The organism is Streptomyces sp. NPDC102360, from assembly GCF_044766085.1.
Lineage (GTDB): Bacteria > Actinomycetota > Actinomycetes > Streptomycetales > Streptomycetaceae > Streptomyces.
Window position 1 is genome coordinate 1,633,040 of the sequence record NZ_JBIWLG010000001.1, and the last position, 24,542, is coordinate 1,657,581.

Consider the following 24,542-nt stretch of genomic DNA (forward strand, 5'->3'; position numbering starts at 1 on the left):
AAGCAGGGGCGGGCGCCGTTCAGAACGCGGGCCCGGCAAGGTGGTTGGTGAAGTCGAAGCGAGCGATCTCGTCCAGCTGCTCACCGAGCCGCGCGGTCATCGCGTCGAAGGCCCGCCGCCCGTCGTCCGCGGTCGCTTTTGTCGGGTCGCCGAGGTAGCCGTCAGGACCGAAGTCGTCGGACAGCCAGCCGAAGCTCACGCTGCCTGCGAACCGGACATGCGTATTGCCGGCCAGACCGCGAGGCAGGTGCGGCGCGGCGGCGTCCATGTCGACGAGATCCGGCCGCAGGTGCAGCATGAGCGACGTCTCGCCTGCCCCGCCGTGGATTCCCTGCCCCTGCTCGATGCCGACGAACGGATCCTCCTCCGGCGGCGGGAAGGCGTTCACGGCGAAGGTCAGCAGGCCGTGGGCGCGGCGGAGGTCGCGCAGCATCGTCTGGATCTCGGAGGAGTTGCCACCATGCCCGTTGACCAGCACGAGCCGGCGGATCCCGGCCGCGGCGACGCTGCGGCCGAGGTCGGCGAGTACGGCGGCAAACGTGCTGGTGGACAGGGACAGGGTCCCCGCAGACCACTCGTGTTCCACGGATCGGCCGTAGGACAGCGTCGGGAGGAGCCACAGATCCAGGTCTTCACCGCGGCGGTCCACGGCCGACGCGCTCGCGGCCTCCGCGACGAGCGCGTCCGTGATCAGGGGGAGATGCGGACCGTGCTGCTCGACGGCGCCGACCGGCAGGACCGCGACGGAGTCGGCGGAGCACCGCTCGCGGACCTGGGCCATGCTCAGCTCGGCGAAGAGGTGCGATGGGGATGTCATGAACCCTCCTGCGGGGTCGGATCGGGGAGGTAGGCGGTCGCGCGGATCTCCACGCGCATCGCAGGCGTCGCCAGACGCGGATAGATCAGCAGGGACGCGTAGTCGCGCCGGGCGTACAGGCCGGGACCGTGCTCGGCGAGCCACCGGTCCCGTACGTCCATGTACGCGGCCCGCTGCGCGGGGTCGGCCAGGTACTGGTCGAGCGCCACGATGTCGTCGACGGCGCATCCCGCGTCGGCGAGGATGGTCCGGATGCGCTCCAGCACCATGAGGGTCTGGGCCTCGATGCCGGACAGGGCGGTACCACGGTCGTCGACGACGCCGTCGATGCCGCTCGTGATCACCCAGCGGCCGGCCGCGGCTCCGCGGCTCCAGGGCTGCTCGGTCGCCCCGTAGTGCAGCGGGCCAAGACCCCGCTTGGCCGTCACGCCGGGCTCCGGTCCATGCCGGTGTTCGTGGTGTGCTTCGTGCGGGATCCCACCGACCAGGACGGGCGGGTGCACCGGATCGCCGCATACGCCAGCGACGCGGCGGCCCCGCCGATCCAGTAGGCGATGTCACCGAGGAACGGGTACCGCGAGGCGATGGGGCCGACGTACAGAGCCTGGTTCATGAACGGGACCGACACCAGGACGCCGAGGGCGAAGGCGGGGAGTCCCGGGCCGACCCGCCAGGTCCGGTCGTAGAACCAGGCCGCGCGCACCCCCTCGCGGCGCTGGAAGACGAGGTGGTCGGTGAGCGTCACACCGAGCCAGGGACCCACCCAATAGCCCATGAGGAACAGGAAGTTCTGGAAGTGGGCGAACGCCGCGTCGCCGAGGCCGGCCCACCAGGCCAGCGAGCCTCCGGCGACTCCAGTGACCAGTGCGGACACCCAGCGTCGCATCGGGATGTCGGCGATGAGCAGGGCGAGCGATCCGGAATAGATGTCGATGACACCGGCGGCGACAGTCGAGGCCAGCAGCGGGATGAGCGCGATGACCGCGGCGACCGGCGGTGCGATGGCGGTGACGAGGTCTGTCGGACTCTGCGGAAAGATCACCGATCCGATCGCCGCGCCGAGCAGATGCATCCAGAGCCCTGCCACGGAGGCCCCGAGGAACGTCGCTCCTGTCACCTTCTTCCGGCTGGTGCCGCTGTGCAGATAGCGGGTGTAGTCGGAGGCACAGATCGCGAAGCCGAAGGTCCGCGACGAACTGAGCGCGACCGCCGTGAGCATGGCGCCGACGATGCCGTGTTCGGTGCCCTTGCCGGGGGCGGTCAGGTCGCCGGCCTTCAGCCCGTAGACCGTCACCACGACGAACAGAACGCTCATGATCGGTACAAGTGCCCGCTCGACCTTGTGGACGAGATCGTGACCGATGATCACGATGCCCATCTGGAATCCGGTGACGAGGACGACGGCACCGAGGAACGGAATGCCGAACAGGTACCGCACGATGTAGGCGCCGAGTGCGGTGTTGACGGCGAAAAAGCCGAAACCCGACATGAACAGGAGCAGGGTCGGCAGGAAGTTGCCGACATACCCGAACGGGCCCCGGGACTGGACCATTTGAGCCGTTCCGGCCCGCGGCCCCATCGACGAGGTGAGCCCGAGCAGCAGGCTCCCGACGAGTGTGCCGACCGTGAGTGCGAGGGCGGCCTGGCCGAAGCTCAGCCCCAGGAACGCCGTGGGCAGGGCGCCGACGACGATCGCCGAGTACTGGAGATTTCCCGAGAACCAGAGCGTGAACGACGAGGAGACCTTGCCCCGCCGTTCGTCCTCGGCGACGTGTTCGATCCCGTTGTTCTCGACAGGAAGACTCTGATGCCGTCGAGATCCGGAGTTACCACTCATGGGGCCCTCCAACGCTGGAGCCGTGTCGCCGAGCGCATGTGTCGTGCCGTTCCCGTTCAACTGCTCACATCTGGGCGACTGTTGATGTCACGAACATCTGGAAACGAGAGTTGGGCCCAAATCCTCTGCTGTCAAGGCTTGTTGCGCGTCTTGACGGAGACACGAATGTAAGTATCACTTACAAGCAGCGTCGGGACGAGACCCGCTCGACGGCCCCGCTACTGGGAGGTGCGGCGTGCGATACGGCGTCTTCTACTTCGGATCGATCGAGATGGCCGATGTCAAGAACGGACAGTGGCTCCCGGCCGGCCAACGCCGGGCCTCTCGAGAGGAGGTGTGGCACGCGACCGAGCGCCTGCTCGAACTCGGCGTCCTGGCCGAGGAGCTCGGCTACGACAGCTACTGGCTCGCCGAGCACCACTTCCAGCACGAGGGGTACGAGGTCGTCCCCAACTCCCTGCTGCTCGAGGCGAACCTGGTCGCTCGCACCGAACGCATCCAGGTGGGCGCGATGTTCAACATCGTCCCCCAGTGGCATCCGCTGCGTCTCGCCGAGGACTTCAGCACGCTGCTGAACCTCTCCGGCGGGCGAGCCGTACTCGGGGTGGGCCGCGGGACGGTCCCCCGTGAGCTGCGCAGTCTTGCCATGCACCAGGCGGACATCCACCTGGCCGAGGGCGACGTCCGAGCCGCGGTCGACGAGCGGAACCGGGAGGTGTTCGCCGAGTATATGGAGATCATCCGGACCGCGCTGGCGCAGGAGACCTTCTCCTACAAGGGCAAGCACTTCGAGTTCCCGCCGCCGGGGACGCAGGGTCCCGACGGCCCGGTCGAGACGCTGTCCCTGCTGCCCGGCCCGCTGCACCCGGTGGAGATCTGGCAGGCAGTCACCAGCCCGCCCACACTGACCTACGCCGCGGAGGCAGGGCACGGCTGCGTGTGGTGGAACCAGCACCACTCGTTCATCGAGTCGCAGTGGAAGCGCTACGGCGAGCTCTACGCCGAGCACCACGACGACGCGCTGCGACCCGGCCAGAACCGCATCCTGGTGCTCCCGTTCCACATCGGGGACACCCACGAGCAGGCGTGGACGACAGGCCGGCGCGGGCACGACGAGTTCTGGAACCTGCTCGCGCCGTTCGGCTGGAGCCGTGGCTACATGGGTCCTGACGGCAAGCCGGCGCCTCCCGGTCTCGTCCCCACCCTCGAGGAGTCGACGGCGCAGAAGACCTGGGCTGTCGGGACAGCGGAGGAGGTCGCCGAACTCGTCGCCCACTACCGCGACGCCCTCGGCCTGGAGCACCTGGTGCTGTTCCCGCACTTTCCCGGGCACACCTACGACATGGCCGCCGAACAGATGCGGCGCTTTGCTGAGGACGTCGTCCCGATGCTCGGCTGACGGCAGTAGGTAGTCTTCTCCCGTGGCACGGAAACCGGTCGCTGACGGCCCCCGCCCCGAAGACGACCACCTGATGCGGCTGTTGGGTGTCCGGATCAGGTCCCTGCGCCGGGCTCGGAAGCTGACATTGCAGCAGCTCGGACAGAGCGCCGACCTGTCGCATGCCTTCCTCAGCCAGCTCGAACGCGGGCTCACCACGGCCAGTATCACCACGCTGAACCGGATCGCCCGGACCCTGGACACGACGATCTCGGCCCTTCTCGCGCACCCCGCCGAACAGGAAGTGGATGTGCTCCGCGAGGCCGACGGGATCCGGGTGCCCCGCACCGACACCCCCAACGGGGCCGTCGTGCGCTCACTCACCCGGCATGACTGGCCGGTCCAGCCGCTCGAATACACGGGTGGCCCGGCGGAGTTCGAGGAGTACTTCCAGCACCCCGGGCACGAGCTCATCTATGTCGTGACCGGGTGGATCGAACTCGACTTTGAAGGCGGCCGACGGGAACGGCTCGGACCCACGGAAGTCATCAGCTATCCCGGGTCGCTCCCGCACCGGTGGCGGGTGCTCGACGACTCCGAGGTGCGCCTGCTCCTCATCGTCTCGAAGCAGTGAGTCCACGAACTCCAGCGGCCAGGGGCCTCCTTGCACATGGGTACCGACGCCGTCATCGAGATCGACGGTGACCGGGCCACGGCCCGTGGGGCCCAGTTGAGTACCCATGTGCTGGCCGATGGCTCCGGTAGCGTCTTCATCTCCGCGTCGGCGCCGCGGGTGGCATGGACGCGGGGACCGCTTCCGCGGCTGCCGGACGATGTCACGCTTCAGTCCGTGTAGACCTCCGCCCGGTCCACGCTCACGAACGCGCCCGAGGAAGGTGCGCCGTGGTCGCCGGTCACCCGGACCCGGAGGGTGTGCGGGCCGTTGGTGAGGCGGGGGCTGAGGTACTGGAGGGTTTCGCCGGTGCGGATCGCGCCGTAGAAGTCGACGCGCTGCTCGGGGCCGCCGTCGACGCTGATCGCGGCGATGCCGTTGCCGGTGTCCTTGACGGACAGCAGGGCGATCCGGGTGCCGGTGAAGGAGTACGTCGCGGTGTTGCCCGCCTTGTCGCTCCAGTGGTCGTCGCTCCAGAAGCACTGCGCCGCGCAGCCCGTACCGGAGTTCCACGTGCCGGTGTACTTGACGGAGCCTGACCCGCTGGAGCGGCCGTCGTCGTTGATCCAGTGGTTGCCCGATCCGGGGTCGCCGGAGGGCAGGTTCTGGGTGGCGCCGAGGGCGAGTGGCGTGCCGAGGTTCGGGCTGCCGTCCGCGTTCCAGCCGATCTTCTGGGCGCGGGTCGTGCGGTTGCTGTAGGTGTTCGTCGACGTGGTCTTGGCGTGGTAGATCAGCCAGTCCTCCTTGCCGTCGGGGGACTTGAAGAAGGCGTGGTGGCCGGGGCCGAACACACCGCGGTCGTCCGCCCGCTTGAAGACCGGTCCGTCGTGCTGCTTCCAGTTGCCGGCCACCAGCGGGTCTGCGCCGTCCGCGAGCGACATCATCCACACCTGGTAGTCGGGCTTGCCCGTGTCACAGGTCGAATACGTCAGCCACGTACGGCCGCCCCGGTTCAGGAACTCCGGGCCCTCGCGGACCTCGGGGCAGCCGCCCGCGCCGTCGATGGCGACCGCGTCGCCGGAGACGGTGTACGGGTTCGACATCGGCGCGATGTTGAGGCCGTTGTGCTGGTACGGGTTGATGCCGCTGTACGCGAGGTAGAGCTTGCCGTCGTGCTGGAGGATGCCCGGGTCGATCGCGAAGTCGTCTCCGTGGTTGGGCGGGGTGAGCTTCGCCTTGAAGTGGTACGGGCCCGTGGGATCGTCGCCCGCCGACTCCAGGACGTAGAGGCGGTGGTGCTCGTCCGTGCCGTCGTCAGCCGTGTAGTACATGTACCAGCGCTCACCGGAGCGGTAGAACTCCGGTGCCCAGATGTGCTGATTGCGCGAGGTGTCGGTGTCCGTCCACACCGTCTTCGGGTCGGCGTCGAGCAGCGTGGCCAGGGAGGGCGAGCTCCACATCTTGATGCTGTCGCCCTGGGTGGTGGTGAGGTGGTAGGCCCCGTTCGCGTAGGACAGGAACGGGTCGGGGCCGGTGTTGAGCGGATTGCGGAAGGTGCTCGATGCGGCCGCGGCCGGTGCCGGCTTCCGCGCGGAGGTCGGCGCCGGCCTCTCCGCGGTGGCCTGCTCCGCGCTGACCAGGCCCGCGAACAGGGCGATCAACGCGGCGGCCAAGGTGGCGACCAGAGCGGCACGGTGTCGTGCGCGCATGAACGACTCCTTACATCGATGTAAGTCCCAAGGCTTCAGGACGGTAGGGAAGGGGCAGAGGCGTGTCAACGCGGCAGCTGTGGCGGCGAGTCGGCCATCCGGCGCGGCCGGGTGGATACGCTCACGGGCGCCGGACGAGCGGGAGGGGTGAGTGGGGTGGCGGCGAGGCCGAGGATCAAGGACGTGGCGGAGTACGCGGGGGTCTCGCCCAAGACCGTCTCCAACGTGATCAACAACTTCGAGCACGTGTCGGACCGGACGCGCGAGGCCGTCAAAGAGGCGATCGACGCGCTCGGCTACCGGGTCAACATCGCGGGCCGGCAACTGCGCCAGGGCCGCACCGGCATGATCACCCTGGCCGTGCCCGAGCTCGACGTCGCGTACTTCGCCGAACTGGCCAAGCTGGTGATGGCCGAGGCGGACCGGCGGGGCCTGACCGTCCTTCTGCACCAGACGAACGGGGTACGCGAGCGTGAACTGGCCGCGCTGCACGGCTTCGACGCCCGCTTCACCGACGGCGTGGTCCTCAGCCCGCTCGCGCTGCACCCGCGTGACCTGGCCGCCCGCGACCGCGCCCTCCCCGTGGTCCTGCTCGGCGAGCGGCCCGCCGAGGGCGGCACGGACCACGTCGCCATCGACAACGTGGCGGCAGCGCGGGAGGCCACCGCGCATCTGCTGTCCCGGGGCCGGCGTCGTATCGCCGTCGTCGGCGGCAGGGCGCGCGGCCCCCAGGGCACGGACCGGCTGCGCACCGACGGCTACCGCAAGGCGCTGAAGGAGGCCGGAGTCCCCTTCGACAACGATCTCGTGGTGCCGGTGGGCGCCTTCCAGTGGCGCGACGGCGCACGGGCCGCGACCACGCTGCTCGACATGGACCCGCGCCCCGACGCCCTGCTCTGCCTCAACGACCACCTCGCCCTGGGCGCGCTGCGGGCCCTGCACGAGCGGCGGGTGGGTGTGCCGGGGGGCCTCGACGTGGTGGGCTTCGACGACATCGAGGCGTCGCGCTTCAGCGTGCCGAGCCTGACGACGGTGGCCCCGGACAAGCAGGAGATCGCCCGGGCCGCCGTGGCCCTCCTGCTCGACCGCATCGACGATCCGGGCGGGGCCCCGCCACGGGATCACGTCGTCGGCCACGAGCTCATCGTGCGGGAGAGCACGGGGGGTTGAGACCCCCGGTGGTCTCTGGGGTTCTGTTCGGCTCCGATTTCTGCTCCCATTCGGCTCCGATTCGGCTCCGATTCTGCTTTTATGCGGCCCAGGAGCGCTCCAGCAGGGCCCGGAAGTCCGCGGGCCGACGGCCGATCAACTCAGCAAGGGTCGGGTCGACCGCGCTGAACTCGCCGCCCCGCGCCGCCGCGAAGATGCTCAGCATCAGGTCAACCGTCGGAGCGGGCGCGCCGTGCGCCAGAGCCTGCTCGCGGAAAGTGTCGTCGGGGACGACGGTGCGCGTGAAGGGACGCCCGGCGGCCTGGGCCGCGAGCTCGGCGACGGCGGCGAAGTCGAGCGCCGCCGGACCAGTGAGCGGCGGGGTGGGCCCCTCGAAACGGCCCTCGTCGGTGAGGATCGCGGCGGTGGCCTCGGCGAGGTCGTCATGGCCGGTCCACGCGACGGGGCCGTCCGCGGGCAGCGTTATGTCTCCGCTGCGGCGGGCGGGCTCCAGGAACTGCAGGGCGCTGGCGGCGTAGAAACCGTTGCGCAGCGAGGTCCAGGGCAGGCCGGTGGCGCGCAGCAGGTCCTCGGTCCTCGCGTGGTCGCGGCACGCCTGGAAACGCGAGTCGTGGGCGGCGCCCATCTGGCTGGTGTAGAGGATGCGGCCGACGCCGGCCTTCACGGCGGCGTCGATGGCGGTGCGGTGGCCTGCGACGCACTCCTCTCCGGTGCGGTCGAGGGAGACGAGGAGCAGCTGCTCGGCGTTCTCGAAGGAGTGCACGAGGGAGGCGGGGTCGTCGAAGTCGCCCTGCCGTACGCGGACGCCGCGGTCGGCGAAGTCCTGGGCCTTGCGGGTGTCGCGGACGCTGACGCCGACGCGCTCGGCGGGGACGCGGTCCAGTAGGCGCTCGACGACGCGACGTCCGAGCTTTCCGGTGGCTCCGGTCACGATGATCACAGGGTTCTCCCCACGCTGTTTCCAGTGGTGCTTCCGATGGTGTTTCCGGTGGAATCAGTTCAACGGTATCACTGGAAATAGCGATGGAAGCGGAAAGTCGTTATCGTTGATACATGCCTCTCCGTGACGCCGCAGACAACCCCCGCAGCCGCATCGTCGAAGCGGCCGTCGAGCTACTGGAGAGCGGGGGACCGGACGCGGTGAGCACCCGCGCGGTCGCCGCCGCGGCCGGGATGCAGCCGCCTGCGATCTACCGGCTGTTCGGCGACAAGGACGGACTCCTGGAAGCGGTGGCCGAGCACGGCTACGCACAGTTCCTGGAGAACAAGCGCGCACACCTCGACCCCGCACCGCAGGATCCGGTGGAGGAGCTGCGCAGCGGCTGGGACATGGTCGTGGAGTTCGGGATCTCGCGTCCCGAGCTGTACGCGGTGATGAACAGGTCCACCGGCCGGGAGACGGACGCGGCGCACCACGCGGGCCTGGAGATCCTCCGGGGCCGAGTGCGACGGCTCGCCGCCGCAGGATGGCTGCGGGTCGGCGAGGAGCTGGCGGCGCAGATCATCCAGGCCACCGGCCAGGGCGCCGTCATCACCTGGCAGGCCACCCCGGCGGAACGCCGCGACCCGGCGCTGCTGACCGTCCTGCGCGAAGCCATGATCGCCGCCATCACCCGCGCCGAACCCGCCTTCTCCGCCGCGGAGTCCGGCCCTGCCCCGGCCGCCCGAGCCCTGCGCGCCGCGCTGCCCGACGCCGACGCCGACGCCGACACGGGCACCGACACCGACACCGTCACGGGCGCCGACACCGACACGGGCACCGACAAGACGGATGTCCTCAGTCGGGCCGAGCAGAGCCTGCTGCGCGAATGGCTCACACGCCTGGCGGCGGATGGCGGCACGGGCCGGAACTGACCTGACCGCGCGCTCAGTTCGGATCGGGGACGGCCGGGCGGGTGGGTTCCGGTACGGAGCGGTGGGGGAGGTGTTCGTACTGGTCCGCCTGGAGGCGGTACATCTGCGCGTAGCGGCTCGTGGGCTCCGTGGCGAACAGTTCGGCGTGACTGCCCTGCTCGATCAGGCGGCCCTCGTCGAGGACGAAGATGCGGTCGGCGTGCCGGACCGCGGCCATCCGGTGCGTGACCAGAACGATGATGCGGTCCGGTCCCGCGAGCCCGAGGATCTGGTCGAAGGCACGCTGCTCGGCGTCCGGGTCGAGCGCCGACGTCGGCTCGTCCACGATGATCATGCAGGCGTCCCGAAAGTGCGCGCGGGCCAGACCGATCTTCTGCCACTGGCCGCCGGAGAGATCGCTTCCGCCACGGAACTGCTTGCCCAGCAGCGTGTTCATGCCGCGGGGGAGCGCCGCGATGTCACCATCCGCGCCCGCGTACTCGGCCGAGGTGTGCAGCTCGTCGTCGGTGGCTTCGCGGTCGGGCTGGCCGATGCGGATGTTCGCCGCGGCCGTGAACGGCCAGCGCTCGAAGCTCTGCGTGAGCAGGCTGACATGGGCGAACAGCTGCGCCCGGTCGGCCTCGGCGACATCGACGCCGTCCCAGTGGATGCGCCCCTCCCCGGGCAGATGAAGTCCGCACAACAGGCGGACCAGGGTCGACTTTCCGGAGCCGTTGGGTCCGACCAGGGCGATGACGCTGCCCAGGGAGAGGGTGAAGGAGACGCCCTTGAGGGCCGGCTCGTCGCGGCCGGGATAACGGAAGCCGACCCCGTCCAGGCGGATGGACCTGGGCCGACCGGGGAGGGGGAGACCGCCGTCCGGGATGGCCCGGTCGTCGGCCTTCACGAGGAAGTCGGCCAGGTCGTGCACGTACAGGGACTGCTCGTGGAGCTGGCTCATCGTGTTGACCAGGGCGCCGATCCCGGCAGAACCCGAGTTGAGCGCCATGACGGCGGTGCCGAAGGCGGCCACGCTCATGCGCCCCGACAGGCACAGGCCGATCATCAACAGGAAGGTCAGCAGGTAGCCGACCCCCTGGAGGGCCGAGGCGGCCAGCTCGGTGCGGGCCTTGTCCTTGGCCAGGCGCTCCTGTTCGGACTCGGCGGAGTGCGACATCCGGTGGAAGTGCCGGAGCAGGAAGCCGCCCACGCCATGGACGCGCACCTCCAACGCGGCCGTGACCGAGGTCAGGAGAGTGGACAGCACCCGGCTCGCCCGCACGTGCTCGATCCAGGTCATGGTCGAGAAGTACCGCTGCTGCGCCACCCGCATCACCCCCCAGCCCCGCGGTGCCACGATCAGCACCAGCATCGGCAGCAGCACCGGGTTGAGCGCGAGCAGTACCCCGCCGGAGGCGACGAGCGAGAACACACTGTTGATCGCCGCGACACTGGAACCGATCATGTGGCGCGCCTCGATGGCCCCGTACTGCGCCCGGTCGATCAACTCACGGAACGCGCCGTCCTCGATCGCCGCCATCTCGACGCGCTCGCAGGCCGCCAGGTACTGCTCGCTCGCGGCACGTTCGACCTTGGGTTCCAGGCTCCCCGCTGCCGAGGTCGACCAGGACGCCAGGACGGCGTTGACACTGTTGACGGCCACGAGCACGGCCCCCGCGGGCAGGGCACGGCGCAGGCCGCCCACATCGGCACCGGCCGCGAGCACCGCGTGCAGGGCGGCGTTGACCGCGAGCAGCCTCAGCGCGGCCGCGATGCCCTGCCCCACCTCGGTCGCGCCCACCGTGACCAGTGAACGCCGGTCGGTGCGCCATGCCAGCGTGATGGTGTGTCCCACCAGGCGGGGCAGGGACTTCAGCGCACCCCACAGGGTGAGGTCCAGGCGGGCGTACTCGTGCTTGCTCCAGCCCATGTCGTAGCGCAACGGGCCGCCGAACAGCTCCAGTTCGGAGGCCGACACCTTGGGCTCCTCGATCCGCGGGCGCCGCAGAATCCTCATGCGTCCACCTCTCACGTCGTCGGGGCTCGTCGGGGCGGGGCGCGCACAGCCGCCCTGCGGCAGGCCGTCGACGCCGCGCGCCGCCACACCAATATGGCCCGTCCCGCGCACGGGTTATAAGGACGCCTGATACCCCCCTCGCGGATTCCTGCCTTCCGCCGCCGTGACCACCGTGTTTCCCTCACATGAACTCACGACGTGGTGAGAGGAACCCCCGTGACAGCACTGCATACCGCGATCGCCATCCTCGTGGTCGTCCTGCTCATTCTGGTGCCGAAGGTCGAACCGGTGATCGCCCTGGTCGTCGGCTCGCTCTATCTCGGCATCGCGACCGGCCTCGGTTTCGAGGGCACCATCAAGACCGTCGTCGACGGCTTCGGCGACATCATGGCCGAGGTGGGACTGCTGATCGGCTTCGGCGTACTGCTCGGCTCGCTGCTGAACTCCATGGGGGCGCTGCAAAAACTCGTCGAGAAGCTGATGCGCCTCCTCGGGCCCGGAAAGCTCCCCTACGCGCTCGCCGGCGCGCTGAGCGCCGTCTTCCCGTCGATCTACGTGGACGTCCAACTCGTCCTCGCCGCCCCGCTCGCCAAGTCGGCCGCGCCGCGCATGGGGCGCTACGGGCTGCCCATGATGGGCGGCGCGCTGAGCGCGGGCATCCTCGTCGGCTACGTGTTCGTCGTGCCCGGCCTCGGCACCCTGGCGGTCGCCGGGCTGCTGCACGTGCCGCTCGGCACGATGCTGGTGTACGGCTTCGTCCTCGGCCCGCTCGCGGCGCTGCTGACCACGTTCCTCTTCGGCCGGCTGCTGCGCCACGGCCTGTGGAACGCGGACACCGACGAAGTGCCCGACAACGAGGACGCGCAGAAGGAACCGGCCGACGCCACCGGCACCGTGACCGAGCCCGAACACCCCGGCGCCCGCCGCCCCCTGCCGCCGCTGTACCTCTCGCTGCTGCCGATCGTCGTCCCGCTGCTGCTCATCGCCACCGGCGCCATCGCCGACGCCGCGGGCGTGCGGTCCGATCTGCTCGCCTTCCTCGGCAACCCGGCGTTCGCGCTGTTCGCCGGACTGGTCGGCGCGTACGCCCTGGCGAAGCGGGTGCTCAGCAACGAGCGGGTGGACCAGGCGGTGACCGAGGGCTTCCACAGCACCGGGCAGATCCTGCTCGTCACCGGAGTCGGAGGATCGCTCGGCGCCGTCATCGGCAAGACCGGCCTCGACAAGGTCCTCTCCGGGATCTTCTCCGCCGACGCGGGCATGTCCACGGTGGTGACGATCCTGCTGGTGTGGCTGGTCGCGGCGCTGCTGCACCTGGCCATCGGCTCCATCGGCGTCGCCGCCATCGCCGCGGCCGGGATCATCGCCCCGATCATGGGCGACCTCGCGGTGCCGCCCGCGGTGCTGGCTCTGGCGATCGGTTCGGGCTCGCTCTTCGCCCTGCAGGTGAACAGCAACTTCTTCTGGATGTTCCAGCCGCTCCTCGGGGTGACCACCCGGGGCGCGCTCAAGGCGCTCACCTTCGTGACCGCGTTGGCGTCCGTCGTCTCGCTGGTGCTGGTGATCGCCGTGAGCTTCGTGGTGTGAGACCCGCGCCCCGATCCTGAACCACGTACGACAGCCCGATCCTGAACCCCGTACGACAGCCCGACCCTGAACCACGTAAGACAGCCCGGCCCTGAACCACGTACGACAGAGAGAAGCACATGCAACCCCTCCGCGACCTCACCGTCGTCTCGCTCGAGCAGGCCATCGCCGCTCCGTACGCCACCCGACAGCTCGCCGACCTCGGCGCCCGTGTGATCAAGGTGGAGCGGCCGGGCGTCGGCGACTTCGCCCGCGCCTACGACACCCGTGTGCGCGGACTCAGCTCCCACTTCGTATGGGTCAACCGCAACAAGGAGTCCCTCGCCCTCGACATCAAGGACCCCCGGGGCATGGCCGCGCTGCGCCGGCTGCTCGCCGACGCCGATGTCTTCGTGCAGAACCTGGCGCCCGGCGCGGCCGAGCGGGCCGGCCTCGGCTGGGCCGAACTGCACGCCGCGCACCCGAAGTTGATCGTCTGCGACATCTCCGGATACGGATCTCCCGGCCCGTACGCCACCGCGAAGGCGTACGACCTGATGGTGCAGAGCGAATCCGGGCTGCTGTCGGTGACCGGCACGGACGAGGAGATGGCGAAGGTCGGCATCTCCGTGTCCGACATCGCCGCCGGCATGTACGCCTACAGCGGGATCCTCGCCGCCCTGCTGGAGCGGGGCCGCACCGGTGAGGGCGTCCATGTCGATGTATCGATGCTGGAGGCCACCGTGGAGTGGCTGGGCTTCCCCCTGTATTACGCGTACGACGGCGCCGAGCCGCCGCCGCGTGCGGGCGCCGCGCACGCGACCATCTATCCGTACGGCCCCTTCACCGCCGGGGACGGCAAGGTCGTCATGATGTGCATCCAGAACGAGCGCGAGTGGACGGCCTTCTGCGAACGCTTCCTGCTCCGTCCCGAACTGGCGACACACGAGGACTACGCGGGCAACGCCGCCCGCAACGCGCACCGCGAGGCCCTCGGCGCGATCATCGCCGCGCGGTTCGCGGAACTCACCGCGGCCGAGGCCGTCGAGCTACTGGCGGCCGTCCCGGTGGCGCACGCCCGGGTCAACTCGCTGGCCGAGGTGTGGCAGCACCCGCAGCTGACCGCCCGCGGCCGCTGGCACCAGGTGCACACCCCGACAGGACCGATCCCCGCGCTGGCCCCACCGGGCCTGGTCGACGACACACCACGCATGGACCCGGTGCCCGAACTCGGCGAGCACACCCGGGCGATCCTCGCCGAGGTGGGCCTGAGCCCATCCGAGATCGACGAGCTCACCACCGGGGGCGTCGCATGACCGGCGCGAGCGACCCGCTGGCCACGGCGGTGAGCTGGCTGTTCGTGCCGACCACCCGCCCCGACAGGTTCGCGAAGGCGGTCGGCAGCGGCGCCGATGCCGTCATCATCGACCTGGAGGACGCGGTGGCCGCGGGCGACAAGGCGGCCGCCCGAGAGCAAGTGCGCGCTGCCTGGCCGCGGGACACGGACGTGCCCGTGGTGGTGCGGGTCAACGGCCCCCGGACCGCCGAGTTCGCGGACGACCTCGCCGCATGTCGCGCCCTGGCGCCCGCGGCCGTCGTGCTGCCCAAGACCGAGTCGGCGGCGCAGGTGCGGGACGCGGCCGAGGCGAGCGGCACCCGCGTACTCCCGTTGATCGAGACCGCGCGAGGGCTGATCCACCTCGACGGCATCACGGCCGAACCGGCCTGCGCCCGGCTGCTCTTCGGCAGCATCGACCTCGCCCTCGACCTCGGTGTGTCCGACGATCGAGCCCTTGACTCCGCCCGATGCGACCTGGTCCGCTGGTCGGCGGCGAACGGACTGCCGGCGCCTGTGGACGGAGTGACCACGGCCGTCCGCGACCCGGCCGCCGTGACCCGGGCGGCCACGCGCGGTCGCGGCTGGGGATTCGGCGGCAAGCTCTGCATCCACCCGGCGCAACTCCCGCACGTGCGGACGGCCTTCGCACCCGCCGAGGACGACGTGCTCTGGGCCCGCCGGGTACTCGCCGCAGGCCACGACGGGGCGGCGGCCGTGGACGGTGAGATGATCGACCGGCCCGTCGTCGAACGAGCACGCCGCATCCTCCACCAGGCCGAACTCGCCGCACGAGACACCACGTCATAGATCGACACCCCAGAGCCGGAAGGCGGCCGCGAACTCCACCGTGGACATCGCCCAACTGCGTGACTTCATCGCGGTCGTCGACGCCGGCAGCCTGTCCCGGGCCGCCGGCGTGCTGCACGTGTCGCAGCCCGCCATCAGCCAGCGCATGGCCCAACTCGAGGCGCATCTCGGCGTCCGGCTCCTTGAGCGCGGCCCGCGCGGTGTGCGGCCGACGTCCCGGGGGCGGACGCTCTACCGGGACGCGCAGCAACTGGTGCGGCAGTTCGACCGGCTCGCGCAGGACATCACCAGTGACCGGCAGCCCGTCCACGGGCCGGTCGCCATCGGCCTGCCCACCACGGTGACCGCGCCGCTCGCGCCCGCCCTGTTCTCCTGGATCCGTGCCCACTACCCCGGAATCCACCTTCAGCTCTTCGAGTCGATGAGCGGTTACGTCCACGAGCTGCTGCTCGCCGGGCGGTTGGACCTCGCCGCGGTCTTCCGCGAGGACGACGCGCCACGCGCGGCGGAACTCCCGCTGTACTCGGAGGAGCTGTACCTGATCGGGAACCCCGACCCCGCCCCCGCTCCCGGGAATCCGGACGAGGTGTCCCTGCCCGACCTGCGACAGGTGCCACTCGTGACGCCGGGGGCGCGCAGCAACCTGCGGGCCCTGGTGGACCGGGCGTTCGCCGCCCACGGAATGGTGCCCATGAACGTCGGCGACGTGGAGTCGCTCGGCACGCTGATCCGTATCGCGGAGAGCGGCGAGGCCTGCACGATCCTGCCGCGTTCAGTGGTCGCGGTCCACGGGACCCAGCACCGCCTCGGCGTCCGCCGCATCGTCGACCCCGCGCTGCGCCGCCACATCGCGGTGCGCACGGCCACGGACGGCTATGAGCCGCGCGACGCCGTGGTGGCGGTCCGGCGCGGCATCGTCGAGGTCACCAAGGAGCTGGCCGCCACGGGCCGGTGGCCGGGCATCCGGCCTGCCTGACCGAGCCGCCTCGGCGACGGGGTCTTGTTCAACTTTGCGACGGTTTCCCGCCTCGTCGTGTTGGCGCAGCACCTTGATCATGTCTGTCGATTCGCGTAAGAACGATCTCGACCTGCTCTCTCTCGCCGAAGGACGAGCACATGCCGGACCGCGCGCAGGACCTGTCGAACGGCTTGACGTGGGCGTCTCTTGAACTGCCGGTCGACACCGGCGTCATCGGCGACGTCCTTTCCCTGCTTCTCGCACGACGGTCCGACTCGTCACCACCGCAGAACAGGAGAACCCCCCACCCATGACCGCATTCAACCGGCGCCGCTTCCTGCAGATCGCCGGAGCCACCGCCGCCGTCACGGCGCTGAACGGCTCCATCGACCGCGCGGCCGCCATCCCCGCCGCCCGGCGCAGCGGCACCGTCCGGGACATCGAGCACATCGTGGTGCTCATGCAGGAGAACCGGTCCTTCGACCACTACTTCGGCACTCTGAAGGGCGTCCGCGGCTTCGGTGACCCGCGACCGGTCACCCTGCCCAGCGGCAAGCCCGTCTGGCACCAGTCCAGCGGCGGCAAGGAGACCCTGCCCTACCACCCGGACGCGGACGACCTCGGCATGAAGTTCATCGCGGGGCTCGACCACGACTGGGCCGGCGGCCACAGCGCCTTCGCCGCGGGTAAGTACGACAATTGGATCGCCGCCAAGAGCACCGGCACGATGGCGTACCTGACCCGGGACGACATCCCCTTCCACCACGCCCTCGCCGACCGGTTCACGGTCTGCGACGACTACCACTGCTCGTTCATGGGCGCGACCGACCCCAACCGCTACTACATGCTGAGCGGTTACGTCGGCAACGACGGCACAGGCGGCGGCCCCGTCCTCGGCAACGAGGAGGCGGGCTACGGCTGGACGACGTACGCCGAGCGCCTGGAGAAGGCGGGCGTCTCCTGGAAGGTCTACCAGGACATCGGTGACGGTCTCGACGCCGACGGCGGCTGGGGCTGGATCGACGACGCCTACCGCGGCAACTACGGCGACAACTCGCTGCTCTACTTCAACAACTTCCGTAACGCCAAGCCCGGCGACCCGCTCTACGACAAGGCGCGCACCGGCACCAACGCCAAGGCGGGCGACGGCTACTTCGACGTCCTCAAGGCCGACGTGAAGGCCGGCAAGCTCCCGCAGATCTCCTGGATCGCCGCTCCCGAAGCCTTCTCCGAGCACCCCAACTGGCCCGCGAACTACGGCGCCTGGTACATCTCCCAGGTCCTCGACGCCCTCACATCGAACCCCGACGTGTGGAGCAAGACCGCACTGTTCGTCACCTACGACGAGAACGACGGCTACTTCGACCACGTCGTGCCGCCCTACCCGCCGGCGACCGCGGACCAGGGCCTGTCCACCGTCGACACCAAGCTCGACTACTACCCCGGTGGTTCGCGTGCCGCCGGCCCCTACGGGCTCGGCCAGCGTGTCCCCATGGTCGTCGTGTCACCGTGGTCCACCGGCGGCTACGTGTGCTCGGAGACCTTCGACCACACCTCGATCCTGCGGTTCATGGAGCAGCGGTTCGGGGTGGAGGAGACCAATATCTCGCCGTGGCGCCGTGCCATCTGCGGCGACCTCACCTCGGCCTTCGACTTCTCCCTCAAGGTGACCGAACCGGCGGAGCTGCCCGACACCTCCGGCTACGCGCCACCGGACCGCGACCGCCACCCCAGCTACGTCCCGAAGCCGCCCGCCCAGGGCGCGTTGCCCCGCCAGGAGGCCGGCTCCCGCCCCAGCCGCCCGCTCGCCTACGCCCCGTACGTCGACGGCGCGGCCGATGCGGCGACCGGCAAGTACCGGCTCACCTTCAGCGGCGGCGAGCAGGCCGGAGCCGCCTTCCAGGTCCGCTCGCTCAGCCGCGGCGACGGCCCCTGGACGTACACGGCCGAGGCCGGGAAGTCGATCGCGGACAGCTGGAACTCGGAGTACTCCAAGGGCCGTTACGACCTGACCGTGCACGGTCCGAACGGGTTCCTGCGCGCCTTCCAGGGCGACAACAAGACCGCGGGCCCCGAGGTGACCGCACGCCACGACGGGGGCACCGGCAACCTCGCCCTCACCCTGACGAACCCGACGTCGGCGGCGATCCGGCTCACCGTCACCAACGCATACGGCGGTGACGCGCAGACGTACACCGTGCCCGCGCGCGGCACGGCCCGGCACACCGTCGACCTCAAGGGGACCCGTCGCTGGTACGACCTGACGGTGGCCGCCGAGGGGATCACCGGGTATCTGCGCCGGCTGGCCGGGCACGTGGAGAACGGGGCACCGGGAGTGAGCGACCCGGGTATCGCGACCGCCTGAGCGGTGAGCGCGCGGGACGCGCCCCTCTTACCTGGGCGCGTTCGGACGGCTATGAGCCGCGCGACGCCTCGTGGCGGTCCGGCGCGGCATCGTCGAGGTCACCAAGGAGCCGGCCGCCGCGGGCCGGTGGCCGGGCATCCGCCTGGCAAGGACCGCCCGCGAGGCCGGCCCCGACTCGAAGACGCCGCCTGCGAACAGGAGTTGAGTGCCGAACCGGGGGAATTCGGCTGTCATGACAGCTACTGGATCGGCGACACCACGTCTCGGACGGGCTCGAAGCGCGGCGAAGAGCCCCGCGATCGCGATGGCGGCCCGAGCGGGCTTCATCGGGCGCGGCGTCATCTACCTCCTGATCGGTTTCCTCGCCCTGCGCATCGCCTTCGCCGACGGGGGCGGTGGCGGCGACGGTGGCAAGCAGGCGGATCGTAGCGGCGCGGTCGCGGAGATCGCTGAGAAGCCCTTCGGCATGGCCCTGTTGTGGCTGCTCGGCATCGCCGTGGCAGGGATGGCCGTATGGCGCTTGTCCGAGGCGGCCTTCGGCCAGGCCGGTCCTGACGGGCGCAAGGCGAACAAGCGGGTGATGGCCGCGGGCCGCTGCGTCTTCTACGCCTTCGTCGCCTACTCCGTGCTGTCCTTCGCCGCCGGGGAGAAGTCGAGCGGCGGCGGCAGCTCCGACGAGAGCTCCAAGGACGTCACGGCCAAGGCACTGGATTGGCCGTACGGACAGTGGATCGTCGGCGCCGCCGGGTTCGCGGTCGCCGCGGCGGGCGCATGGATCGCCGTACGGGCCCTCCTGCGTACGTTCCACAAGCATTTGAAGATGTCCGCACTCTCCTCCCGGGCCCGCAAGGGCGTCGACGTCCTCGGGGTGTTCGGCGGCACCGCCCGCGGTGTGGTCTTCACCGTTGCGGGCGCCTTCGCCGTCACCGCTGCGGTGCGGCACGAGCCGGGCCGGGCCAAGGGCATCGACGACACGCTGCGCTCCTTCACCGACACCCCGGCAGGCCCGTGGCTGCTCGCCCTGATCGCCGTGGGGCTGGTCGCCTTCGGGCTCTTCTCGTGGGCCAACGCCAGGTGGCGCAAGGTCTGACCGTGGTCCTTCGTAGGGCACAATGCGGCGATGGACGAACCCAAGTTGGAACTTGCGCTGCAGCGGTACCAGGACGCCGTCGCCGCCCTCGACGCGGCCCGCACGGATCTGGAGGCCGAGGCCGCCGCGGTCCTTCGGTCGAGTGAGGCGACGCCCGAGGACTGGGCGCACGTGTCGCAGCGGACCGGCTGGACCGAGCGGGAGCTGCGGCGCCTGGTCGACGCGGCGCAGAAAGTCGACCTGCCGTAGGGGACGCCGACGCCAGGACCCGGCAGAAGGGAAAGACAAAGCACGTGCTGGACCGGATCCGAAGCTGCGGCCAATGGTTGGCGCGGGCGGTGCGCTCGTCCGGGCACGAGCGCGACACCGCGCTCTTCGTGGGCAAGTGCACGCTCGCCGCGACACTGGCGTGGTGGGTCGCACACGACCTCATGAACGCGATGTCGCCGGCGTTCGCACCGTTCTCCGCGGTGCTCACGATGAATGCCACGATCTACACGTCGGTGTGGCAGGCGCTGCGCTACGCGGGTGCCGTCACGGTCGGGGTGGCGGTGCAGGCCGCGATCGGCTTCACTGCGGGACCCGACCTGGTCGCCTTCGTGCTGGTCGCGCTGATCGCCCTCGTCATCGCCCAGTGGCCGGCGCTGGGGGAGCAGCGCTCCCAGGTACCGACGGCCGCCTTCTTCGCCTTCTCGACCTACGCCGCGGCCACCACCACGGCGGACAAGGCGAGCCAGCTCGGGCAGATCGTTCTGCTCGTACTCGTCGGGTGCGGAATCGGACTGATCGTGAATCTGTGCATCGTGCCTCCGCTGCGCTACCGCAGCGCCGAACACGGCCTGCGCGCCCTGGCGTCCGAGATCGAGGCCCTGCTCGACGACGTGGCGGACGGTCTGTGCAGCGGTGACGTCGACGCCGACCGGGCTGAGCAGTGGCAGACCACGGGCGGCCGCCTGCGGGACGCGGTCGAACACGCCAGGAGCGGGCTCAGCACGGCCGAGCACAGCCTGCCCCTCAACCCGCGGCGCCTGCTGCCCGCCCACCGCGGGTACCAGTCCTTCACCCGCTACCGGGACACCCTCGACGCGCTGGAGCGCGCGGTCTACCAGCTCGGCTCGCTGACCCGCAGCCTCGGCAGGTGGCGCGAGAAGGAAGACACGTACACCTACGCGCCGGTCCTCGAGACGTACGCGGACTTCGCACGCCGACTGCGCGACATCGCCCACGTCCTTGCCGAGATCGACAGCGACACCCTCGAGGAGCAGGCCGATGAGATGGGCAGGCTCGCGGCCAGTGCCCAGGAGGAGCGGGAGCGAATCGCGGAGGCGGCGCGGAAACACGACCTGCCGCTGGCCGACTCCGCGCGCCCCTACGGGGTTCTCGTCGTCGAGGCGACCCGCCTGATGGAGGAGTTCCAGCACACGTGCGACGTCCTCAAGGTCACCGCCGACGCGTGAGAAGGACGCAGGAGCCGTGACCTACGCGTACGTGGGCGGCGCCACTCGGTGGCGAGGACGGTGTCGCCCTCGCCGGGTGCCAACTCCTCGGTGGTGCGCGCCAGTTCGAACGTGTCTGCTGTAGGCGCGCATGAATCCGGTGACACAGCCGTGACACACGGCAGGGCAACGGGTAGTACCAACTCCCGCAAGCGGAGCGCCTTGTTGGCGCAGGCCGCCGCGGTGGTTCCAACTGCCGCCGCACCAGTCGTCGCCCTGGTACGCGGGCCTCGTCACGGCCGGGCAGCCGGACCCGTTGCCGATGTGCGTCGGTGAGGCGCTGCCGTCGCTCTCCGTGTACCGCGCCGCCGTGATCAGTGGCCTGCCTGTCCTTGGCGAGGGTGACGAGCCGGCGGAAGTGAGACCGGGCCGGGCGACCGGGGGAGCCTCTCAGGAGGCGAACCGGCCGAAACTGTGAGTGTCTGGATGGCGACGGGATGTACATCCGTCATTCCTTCGTCTCACTCAAGGAGTCTTCATGAAGCCCATGATCAAGCTGGGTCTCGCGGCAGCTGCGGCCGGCGTCGCCGTCCTCGGAACCGCCGGCATGGCCTCCGCCGACACCGACCCGTTTGGCGTGGCTCAGAACTCGCCCGGTGTGGTCTCCGGCAACGTGGTCCAGGTCCCCGTCCACGTCCCGGTCAACGCCTGCGGCAACAGTGTCAACGTCGTCGGTCTGCTCAACCCGGCCCTCGGCAACTACTGCCGCTGACCTACGCCCTCGTGCGGTGAACATCCCGCGCCGGCCCCGGCAGCTTCACGCCGGAGAGTCGGCGCGGGATGTTCCACGTCGTAACGCCCCCACCGCTTTCACCGCTGCGTCGGCATCGCGGACAACCCCGCCGACCGCGGAGCCCTCGGCTCGTACTCCACGGTGACGGTGACCCGGGCCCCCAGAACCTGTGCGTAGAGCTCCATCGTCTCCAGGTCGAGTATCTCGCCGCCCTCTATCTGGGCCGCCCACAGCCGGGAGATCCCCGCGGTCGCGGCCGCCTGCCCCAGCGGAACGCCTTGTTCCTGGCGGATCTGCCGCAGGCGTTGCCCCAGGACGTAGGTGCGCGCCGCATTCATGCCGCCCCTCCGTAGATCGCCGTCAGCCCGCGGTCCAGCTCCGGTGCCACGGTCTCCGCACCGGGTGCGACCACCGTGTGGGTGCGGGCCAGGAAGCGGTGCAGGACCTTGGTGTCGAAGCGGAGCATGGCCACACCGAGTTCGGTCTGGAGCTCGACCACGGTGTGCGAGGGCCCGCGCGGCGCGACCCGTACACAGCCGGCCCCGGCGGGGCCTGCGAGCCCTTCGGCCAGCAGGGTGCGGGCGAAGGTCCACGTCGCGGCCTCACCGTCGACCGTGACGCGCGCCGGAAAGTCGAAGTGAACGGCGAAGGGGTCGGACGAGGTGTAGCGGAGGGTGACCGGGGCGGGCAGCCGACCGTCCATGGTGACGATCAGCGCACTGGTGGACAGCTCCAGTGTGATGTGCATGAGGGGGCTCCGATGGGGACGTCTGGGCTACAAGGGCAGGTGTGGCCCTTGTGACGTGAGACCACCTATGGGGCGTGGCATTACGCGAGTCGCGGCACGTTTTTCATATGACCTGGATCACTGTTGGCGGGCCGTTCGGGCAACCCGGGGGAAGCACCCCCTGCCAGACGCGGGTCCGCCACCGCTAGGGTCCGGGCATGTCGGCTCCAGAAAATGTGTTCGCCTCACTGCCCCGGCAGCGCTCGCGCCGCGAACGGCTGGTGCGCCGCCTCGTCCGAGCGCTCGCGGTCGTTCTGGTGCTCGCGGGAGTCGCCTGGGGCGTGTCCGCGGTCTTCGCTCCGCAAGGGCCCGGAGACCACGCCCCGATGGCGATCTGCACGACCTTGGACACTTCTGTGATGCGTGCGGACGTCGACGGTGACGGCCACCTCGACGAGATCAACGATCCGGTCCACGACGGTGTCACCTCCGTGGTGTTCAGCGACGGCGACAAGGCCGACGTCGGCGACGCCCGCGGCACCTGGGCGAAGCTGCGCGGGACCAACCTCGACGACATGGCGACGCGGGGAACCATCGGCGACTTCGACGGTGACGGGTACGTCGACCTCGCCCTCTTCTACAGCCAGGACGACATAGGCGATTCGCCCCAGGAGGCCATGCTCGTTCACGAGGTCCACTACGGGCCGCTCGCCCGCGACCTGACCAGTGAACGGACCGGGAACATCCGCATCCGCAGCAAGACGTACGTCGACGGCGTCCGTGCCTCCGACCAGGACCACGACGGCAGGGCCGAGCTCCTGATCGTGCAGTCCACGGGGGACGGGACTTCAGCGATGCGTAGCGGCGTCCAGGAAGACGGCGGAATCTCCGTGGCCGACAAGGTGTCCGACGACGAGACCGACTTCACGACCGCGGGGGACTGGCCGCCCGCCGCACACGGATGGCAGGACTTCAAGGACTGCGGACGCTAGCGCCGCAGCCGAGCAGGCCCACCTCCTGCGCGAGCACCGCGGCTCCCAGTTCAGCGCACACGCCCCCGCGGCTTCAACGGCACCGCCGGCAGCTCCGGCGCCGGAAGCGGACCCCCGTCGTATCCCTTCACCTCACCGAACCGGGTCCCCGTCGCCCAGTCCTCCCGCGCCTGCGTGATCTCGTCCTGGTTGCGGCCGATGAAGTTCCACCACATCACCAGCTCCTCCTCGAACGGCTCCCCGCCCAGCAGCATCAGACCCGCGTCCGAGGCCGCGCGCAGCGGGAGTTCCGTGCGGCCGCAGCCGAGGTAGAGCATGGAGCCGGGGACGAGGGGGACGTCGTCGACGTGGGCCTCGCCGGACATCGACAGGACCGCGTACTCGAAGTCGGGGTTCAGGGGGAGGCGGGTCTCCGTGCCGTGGGTGAGGGAGAGGTCCGCGCCCACGATGGGGGTGTACGTGGTGCCGGGGGACGCCGCGCCGTCCAGTGAACCGAGGATGACCGTGGCCGTCAGGCCGGGCGCCGTCACCGTCGGCAGCGCCCCGTGGTGCTCGAAGTGCGGGTCCACATGGCGGTGGGAGTCGGGGAGCGCCACCCAGAGCTGGGCTCCGTGCAGGAAGCGGGCGTGGGCGCGCGGGCTTTCCTCGGAGTGGGAGATCGCCCGGCCCGAGGTCATCAGGCCCAGTTCGCGGGGGCGGATCGTCTGGAGGCTGCCCGTCGAATCACGGTGCAGGACCTCGCCGTCGTGCAGCCAGCTCACCGTCTGCAGACCCATGTGCGGGTGCGGCGGCACCTGCATGCCGGGCTCGTCCGCGATGTCGTCCGGGCCGTAGTGGTCGACGAAGGCCCACGCGCCGACCATGCGGCGGCCCAGGTTGGGCAGGAGCCGGCGCACCTCCGTGGAGCCGCCGAGCCGCACGCGGCGCGGGCTGAGGAGTTCGCGTACCGGCTCCGCCACGACGAAGCCGCGTCCGCCGCACACCGAGGGGACTGGCTCGCGGTCAAGATTGCTCATGACGCAGACCCTAGCCCCGGCGCCGCGCCACGTCAGGTGTGTGGCACGGGGAAGACGGCGCGCCGCCCATACGGGTCAC

At 70.3% G+C, this 24,542-nt stretch carries 23 protein-coding genes and 1 pseudogene; 15 read left to right on the forward strand and 9 right to left on the reverse strand.

Going from position 1 to position 24,542, the window contains the following annotated elements; translation table 11 throughout:
- Positions 1-19 precede the first annotated feature (19 nt).
- Genes ACIRHA_RS07445 through ACIRHA_RS07455 form a run of 3 tightly spaced genes read right to left on the reverse strand, consistent with a single transcriptional unit; the run spans position 20 to position 2,654 of the window.
- A complete protein-coding gene (locus ACIRHA_RS07445) occupies positions 20-817 on the reverse strand; it encodes a creatininase family protein (RefSeq protein WP_403841010.1) in 798 nt (265 codons plus the stop codon).
- Complete coding sequence (locus tag ACIRHA_RS07450) at positions 814-1,245, reverse strand: RidA family protein (RefSeq protein ID WP_403841012.1); 432 nt, start codon at positions 1,243-1,245, stop codon at positions 814-816. The genes ACIRHA_RS07445 and ACIRHA_RS07450 overlap by 4 nt, the downstream gene beginning before the upstream one ends.
- The gene (locus tag ACIRHA_RS07455) at positions 1,242-2,654 is read right to left on the reverse strand and encodes a purine-cytosine permease family protein (RefSeq protein ID WP_403841015.1); all 1,413 of its coding nucleotides are present in this window, start codon (positions 2,652-2,654) and stop codon (positions 1,242-1,244) included. Before ACIRHA_RS07455 ends, ACIRHA_RS07450 begins: the two co-directional genes overlap by 4 nt.
- 235 nt (positions 2,655-2,889) lie before the next feature.
- Here ACIRHA_RS07455 and ACIRHA_RS07460 point away from each other — a divergent pair, with 235 nt between their 5' ends.
- From ACIRHA_RS07460 to ACIRHA_RS07470, 3 genes and pseudogenes are all read left to right on the forward strand, one after another.
- On the forward strand, positions 2,890-4,053 hold the full coding sequence (locus tag ACIRHA_RS07460; protein ID WP_403841018.1) for an LLM class flavin-dependent oxidoreductase: 1,164 nt from the start codon (positions 2,890-2,892) through the stop codon (positions 4,051-4,053).
- Positions 4,054-4,075: 22 nt separating this feature from the next.
- Positions 4,076-4,666 carry a helix-turn-helix domain-containing protein gene (locus tag ACIRHA_RS07465; protein ID WP_403841021.1) on the forward strand — a complete coding sequence of 197 codons (591 nt, stop codon included), beginning with the start codon at positions 4,076-4,078 and terminating at the stop codon, positions 4,664-4,666.
- A 21-nt stretch (positions 4,667-4,687) separates the two neighbouring features.
- Positions 4,688-4,888 (forward strand): annotated as a pseudogene (locus ACIRHA_RS07470) (nuclear transport factor 2 family protein); the annotation flags it as partial.
- Here ACIRHA_RS07470 and ACIRHA_RS07475 read toward each other — a convergent pair.
- Positions 4,876-6,354: a family 43 glycosylhydrolase gene (locus ACIRHA_RS07475; RefSeq protein ID WP_403841024.1), complete on the reverse strand. Its 1,479-nt coding sequence runs from the start codon at positions 6,352-6,354 to the stop codon at positions 4,876-4,878. The pseudogene ACIRHA_RS07470 and the gene ACIRHA_RS07475 overlap by 13 nt on opposite strands.
- Positions 6,355-6,537: 183 nt before the next feature.
- Between ACIRHA_RS07475 and ACIRHA_RS07480 the strand changes: the two genes are divergently transcribed.
- Entirely contained in the window at positions 6,538-7,524 is a 987-nt protein-coding gene (locus ACIRHA_RS07480; RefSeq protein ID WP_403841027.1) for a LacI family DNA-binding transcriptional regulator, read from the forward strand.
- Between the two features lie 79 nt (positions 7,525-7,603).
- Here the strand turns inward: ACIRHA_RS07480 and ACIRHA_RS07485 are convergent, their stop codons facing one another.
- Positions 7,604-8,464 (reverse strand): SDR family oxidoreductase, encoded by an 861-nt coding sequence (locus tag ACIRHA_RS07485; RefSeq protein WP_403841030.1) that lies wholly within the window; start codon positions 8,462-8,464, stop codon positions 7,604-7,606.
- A 113-nt stretch (positions 8,465-8,577) separates the two neighbouring features.
- Here ACIRHA_RS07485 and ACIRHA_RS07490 point away from each other — a divergent pair, with 113 nt between their 5' ends.
- Positions 8,578-9,378 (forward strand): TetR/AcrR family transcriptional regulator, encoded by an 801-nt coding sequence (locus tag ACIRHA_RS07490; RefSeq protein WP_403841033.1) that lies wholly within the window; start codon positions 8,578-8,580, stop codon positions 9,376-9,378.
- 13 nt (positions 9,379-9,391) lie between these two features.
- Here ACIRHA_RS07490 and ACIRHA_RS07495 read toward each other — a convergent pair whose 3' ends face one another.
- Positions 9,392-11,374 carry an ABC transporter ATP-binding protein gene (locus tag ACIRHA_RS07495; protein ID WP_403841035.1) on the reverse strand — a complete coding sequence of 661 codons (1,983 nt, stop codon included), beginning with the start codon at positions 11,372-11,374 and terminating at the stop codon, positions 9,392-9,394.
- 216 nt (positions 11,375-11,590) lie between these two features.
- Between ACIRHA_RS07495 and ACIRHA_RS07500 the strand changes: the two genes are divergently transcribed.
- From ACIRHA_RS07500 to ACIRHA_RS07540, 9 genes are all read left to right on the forward strand, one after another.
- Positions 11,591-12,961 (forward strand): GntP family permease, encoded by a 1,371-nt coding sequence (locus ACIRHA_RS07500; protein WP_403841038.1) that lies wholly within the window; start codon positions 11,591-11,593, stop codon positions 12,959-12,961.
- Between the two features lie 119 nt (positions 12,962-13,080).
- Positions 13,081-14,256: a CaiB/BaiF CoA transferase family protein gene (locus ACIRHA_RS07505; RefSeq protein WP_403841040.1), complete on the forward strand. Its 1,176-nt coding sequence runs from the start codon at positions 13,081-13,083 to the stop codon at positions 14,254-14,256.
- The gene (locus tag ACIRHA_RS07510; RefSeq protein WP_403841042.1) at positions 14,253-15,086 is read left to right on the forward strand and encodes an HpcH/HpaI aldolase/citrate lyase family protein; all 834 of its coding nucleotides are present in this window, start codon (positions 14,253-14,255) and stop codon (positions 15,084-15,086) included. Before ACIRHA_RS07505 ends, ACIRHA_RS07510 begins: the two co-directional genes overlap by 4 nt.
- Before the next feature lie 40 nt (positions 15,087-15,126).
- Positions 15,127-16,062 carry a LysR substrate-binding domain-containing protein gene (locus ACIRHA_RS07515; RefSeq protein WP_403841044.1) on the forward strand — a complete coding sequence of 312 codons (936 nt, stop codon included), beginning with the start codon at positions 15,127-15,129 and terminating at the stop codon, positions 16,060-16,062.
- Between the two features lie 292 nt (positions 16,063-16,354).
- A complete protein-coding gene (locus ACIRHA_RS07520) occupies positions 16,355-18,409 on the forward strand; it encodes a phosphocholine-specific phospholipase C (protein WP_403841046.1) in 2,055 nt (684 codons plus the stop codon).
- 232 nt (positions 18,410-18,641) lie between these two features.
- Complete coding sequence (locus tag ACIRHA_RS07525; RefSeq protein ID WP_403841049.1) at positions 18,642-19,499, forward strand: DUF1206 domain-containing protein; 858 nt, start codon at positions 18,642-18,644, stop codon at positions 19,497-19,499.
- Between the two features lie 30 nt (positions 19,500-19,529).
- Entirely contained in the window at positions 19,530-19,748 is a 219-nt protein-coding gene (locus tag ACIRHA_RS07530) for a hypothetical protein (protein ID WP_403841051.1), read from the forward strand.
- A 44-nt stretch (positions 19,749-19,792) separates the two neighbouring features.
- A complete protein-coding gene (locus ACIRHA_RS07535) occupies positions 19,793-20,956 on the forward strand; it encodes an aromatic acid exporter family protein (RefSeq protein ID WP_403841054.1) in 1,164 nt (387 codons plus the stop codon).
- Between the two features lie 517 nt (positions 20,957-21,473).
- A complete protein-coding gene (locus ACIRHA_RS07540; RefSeq protein ID WP_403841056.1) occupies positions 21,474-21,707 on the forward strand; it encodes a chaplin in 234 nt (77 codons plus the stop codon).
- Between the two features lie 98 nt (positions 21,708-21,805).
- On the opposite strand, the gene ACIRHA_RS07545 is transcribed toward ACIRHA_RS07540, so the two are convergent.
- Complete coding sequence (locus ACIRHA_RS07545) at positions 21,806-22,066, reverse strand: helix-turn-helix domain-containing protein (protein WP_403841058.1); 261 nt, start codon at positions 22,064-22,066, stop codon at positions 21,806-21,808.
- Positions 22,063-22,476 carry an SsgA family sporulation/cell division regulator gene (locus tag ACIRHA_RS07550; protein WP_403841060.1) on the reverse strand — a complete coding sequence of 138 codons (414 nt, stop codon included), beginning with the start codon at positions 22,474-22,476 and terminating at the stop codon, positions 22,063-22,065. The genes ACIRHA_RS07545 and ACIRHA_RS07550 overlap by 4 nt, the downstream gene beginning before the upstream one ends.
- 197 nt (positions 22,477-22,673) lie before the next feature.
- On the opposite strand from ACIRHA_RS07550, the gene ACIRHA_RS07555 reads away from it, so the two are divergent.
- Positions 22,674-23,447 (forward strand): hypothetical protein, encoded by a 774-nt coding sequence (locus ACIRHA_RS07555; RefSeq protein WP_403841062.1) that lies wholly within the window; start codon positions 22,674-22,676, stop codon positions 23,445-23,447.
- Between the two features lie 50 nt (positions 23,448-23,497).
- Here the strand turns inward: ACIRHA_RS07555 and ACIRHA_RS07560 are convergent, their stop codons facing one another.
- On the reverse strand, positions 23,498-24,463 hold the full coding sequence (locus tag ACIRHA_RS07560; RefSeq protein ID WP_403841064.1) for a pirin family protein: 966 nt from the start codon (positions 24,461-24,463) through the stop codon (positions 23,498-23,500).
- Positions 24,464-24,542: the final 79 nt, after the last annotated feature.

Excerpts from the sequence above, each read along its gene's own strand:
- ACIRHA_RS07445 (WP_403841010.1), bottom strand. The coding sequence starts at position 817 with ATGACATCCCCATCGCACCTCTTCGCCGAGCTGAGCATGGCCCAGGTC.
- ACIRHA_RS07455 (WP_403841015.1), bottom strand. The coding sequence starts at position 2,654 with ATGAGTGGTAACTCCGGATCTCGACGGCATCAGAGTCTTCCTGTCGAG.
- ACIRHA_RS07475 (WP_403841024.1), bottom strand. The coding sequence starts at position 6,354 with ATGCGCGCACGACACCGTGCCGCTCTGGTCGCCACCTTGGCCGCCGCG.
- ACIRHA_RS07490 (WP_403841033.1), top strand. The coding sequence starts at position 8,578 with ATGCCTCTCCGTGACGCCGCAGACAACCCCCGCAGCCGCATCGTCGAA.
- ACIRHA_RS07495 (WP_403841035.1), bottom strand. The coding sequence starts at position 11,374 with ATGAGGATTCTGCGGCGCCCGCGGATCGAGGAGCCCAAGGTGTCGGCC.
- ACIRHA_RS07505 (WP_403841040.1), top strand. The coding sequence starts at position 13,081 with ATGCAACCCCTCCGCGACCTCACCGTCGTCTCGCTCGAGCAGGCCATC.
- ACIRHA_RS07510 (WP_403841042.1), top strand. The coding sequence starts at position 14,253 with ATGACCGGCGCGAGCGACCCGCTGGCCACGGCGGTGAGCTGGCTGTTC.
- ACIRHA_RS07520 (WP_403841046.1), top strand. The coding sequence starts at position 16,355 with ATGACCGCATTCAACCGGCGCCGCTTCCTGCAGATCGCCGGAGCCACC.
- ACIRHA_RS07525 (WP_403841049.1), top strand. The coding sequence starts at position 18,642 with ATGACAGCTACTGGATCGGCGACACCACGTCTCGGACGGGCTCGAAGC.
- ACIRHA_RS07530 (WP_403841051.1), top strand. The coding sequence starts at position 19,530 with ATGGACGAACCCAAGTTGGAACTTGCGCTGCAGCGGTACCAGGACGCC.
- ACIRHA_RS07540 (WP_403841056.1), top strand. The coding sequence starts at position 21,474 with ATGAAGCCCATGATCAAGCTGGGTCTCGCGGCAGCTGCGGCCGGCGTC.
- ACIRHA_RS07545 (WP_403841058.1), bottom strand. The coding sequence starts at position 22,066 with ATGAATGCGGCGCGCACCTACGTCCTGGGGCAACGCCTGCGGCAGATC.
- ACIRHA_RS07550 (WP_403841060.1), bottom strand. The coding sequence starts at position 22,476 with ATGCACATCACACTGGAGCTGTCCACCAGTGCGCTGATCGTCACCATG.
- ACIRHA_RS07555 (WP_403841062.1), top strand. The coding sequence starts at position 22,674 with ATGTCGGCTCCAGAAAATGTGTTCGCCTCACTGCCCCGGCAGCGCTCG.
- ACIRHA_RS07560 (WP_403841064.1), bottom strand. The coding sequence starts at position 24,463 with ATGAGCAATCTTGACCGCGAGCCAGTCCCCTCGGTGTGCGGCGGACGC.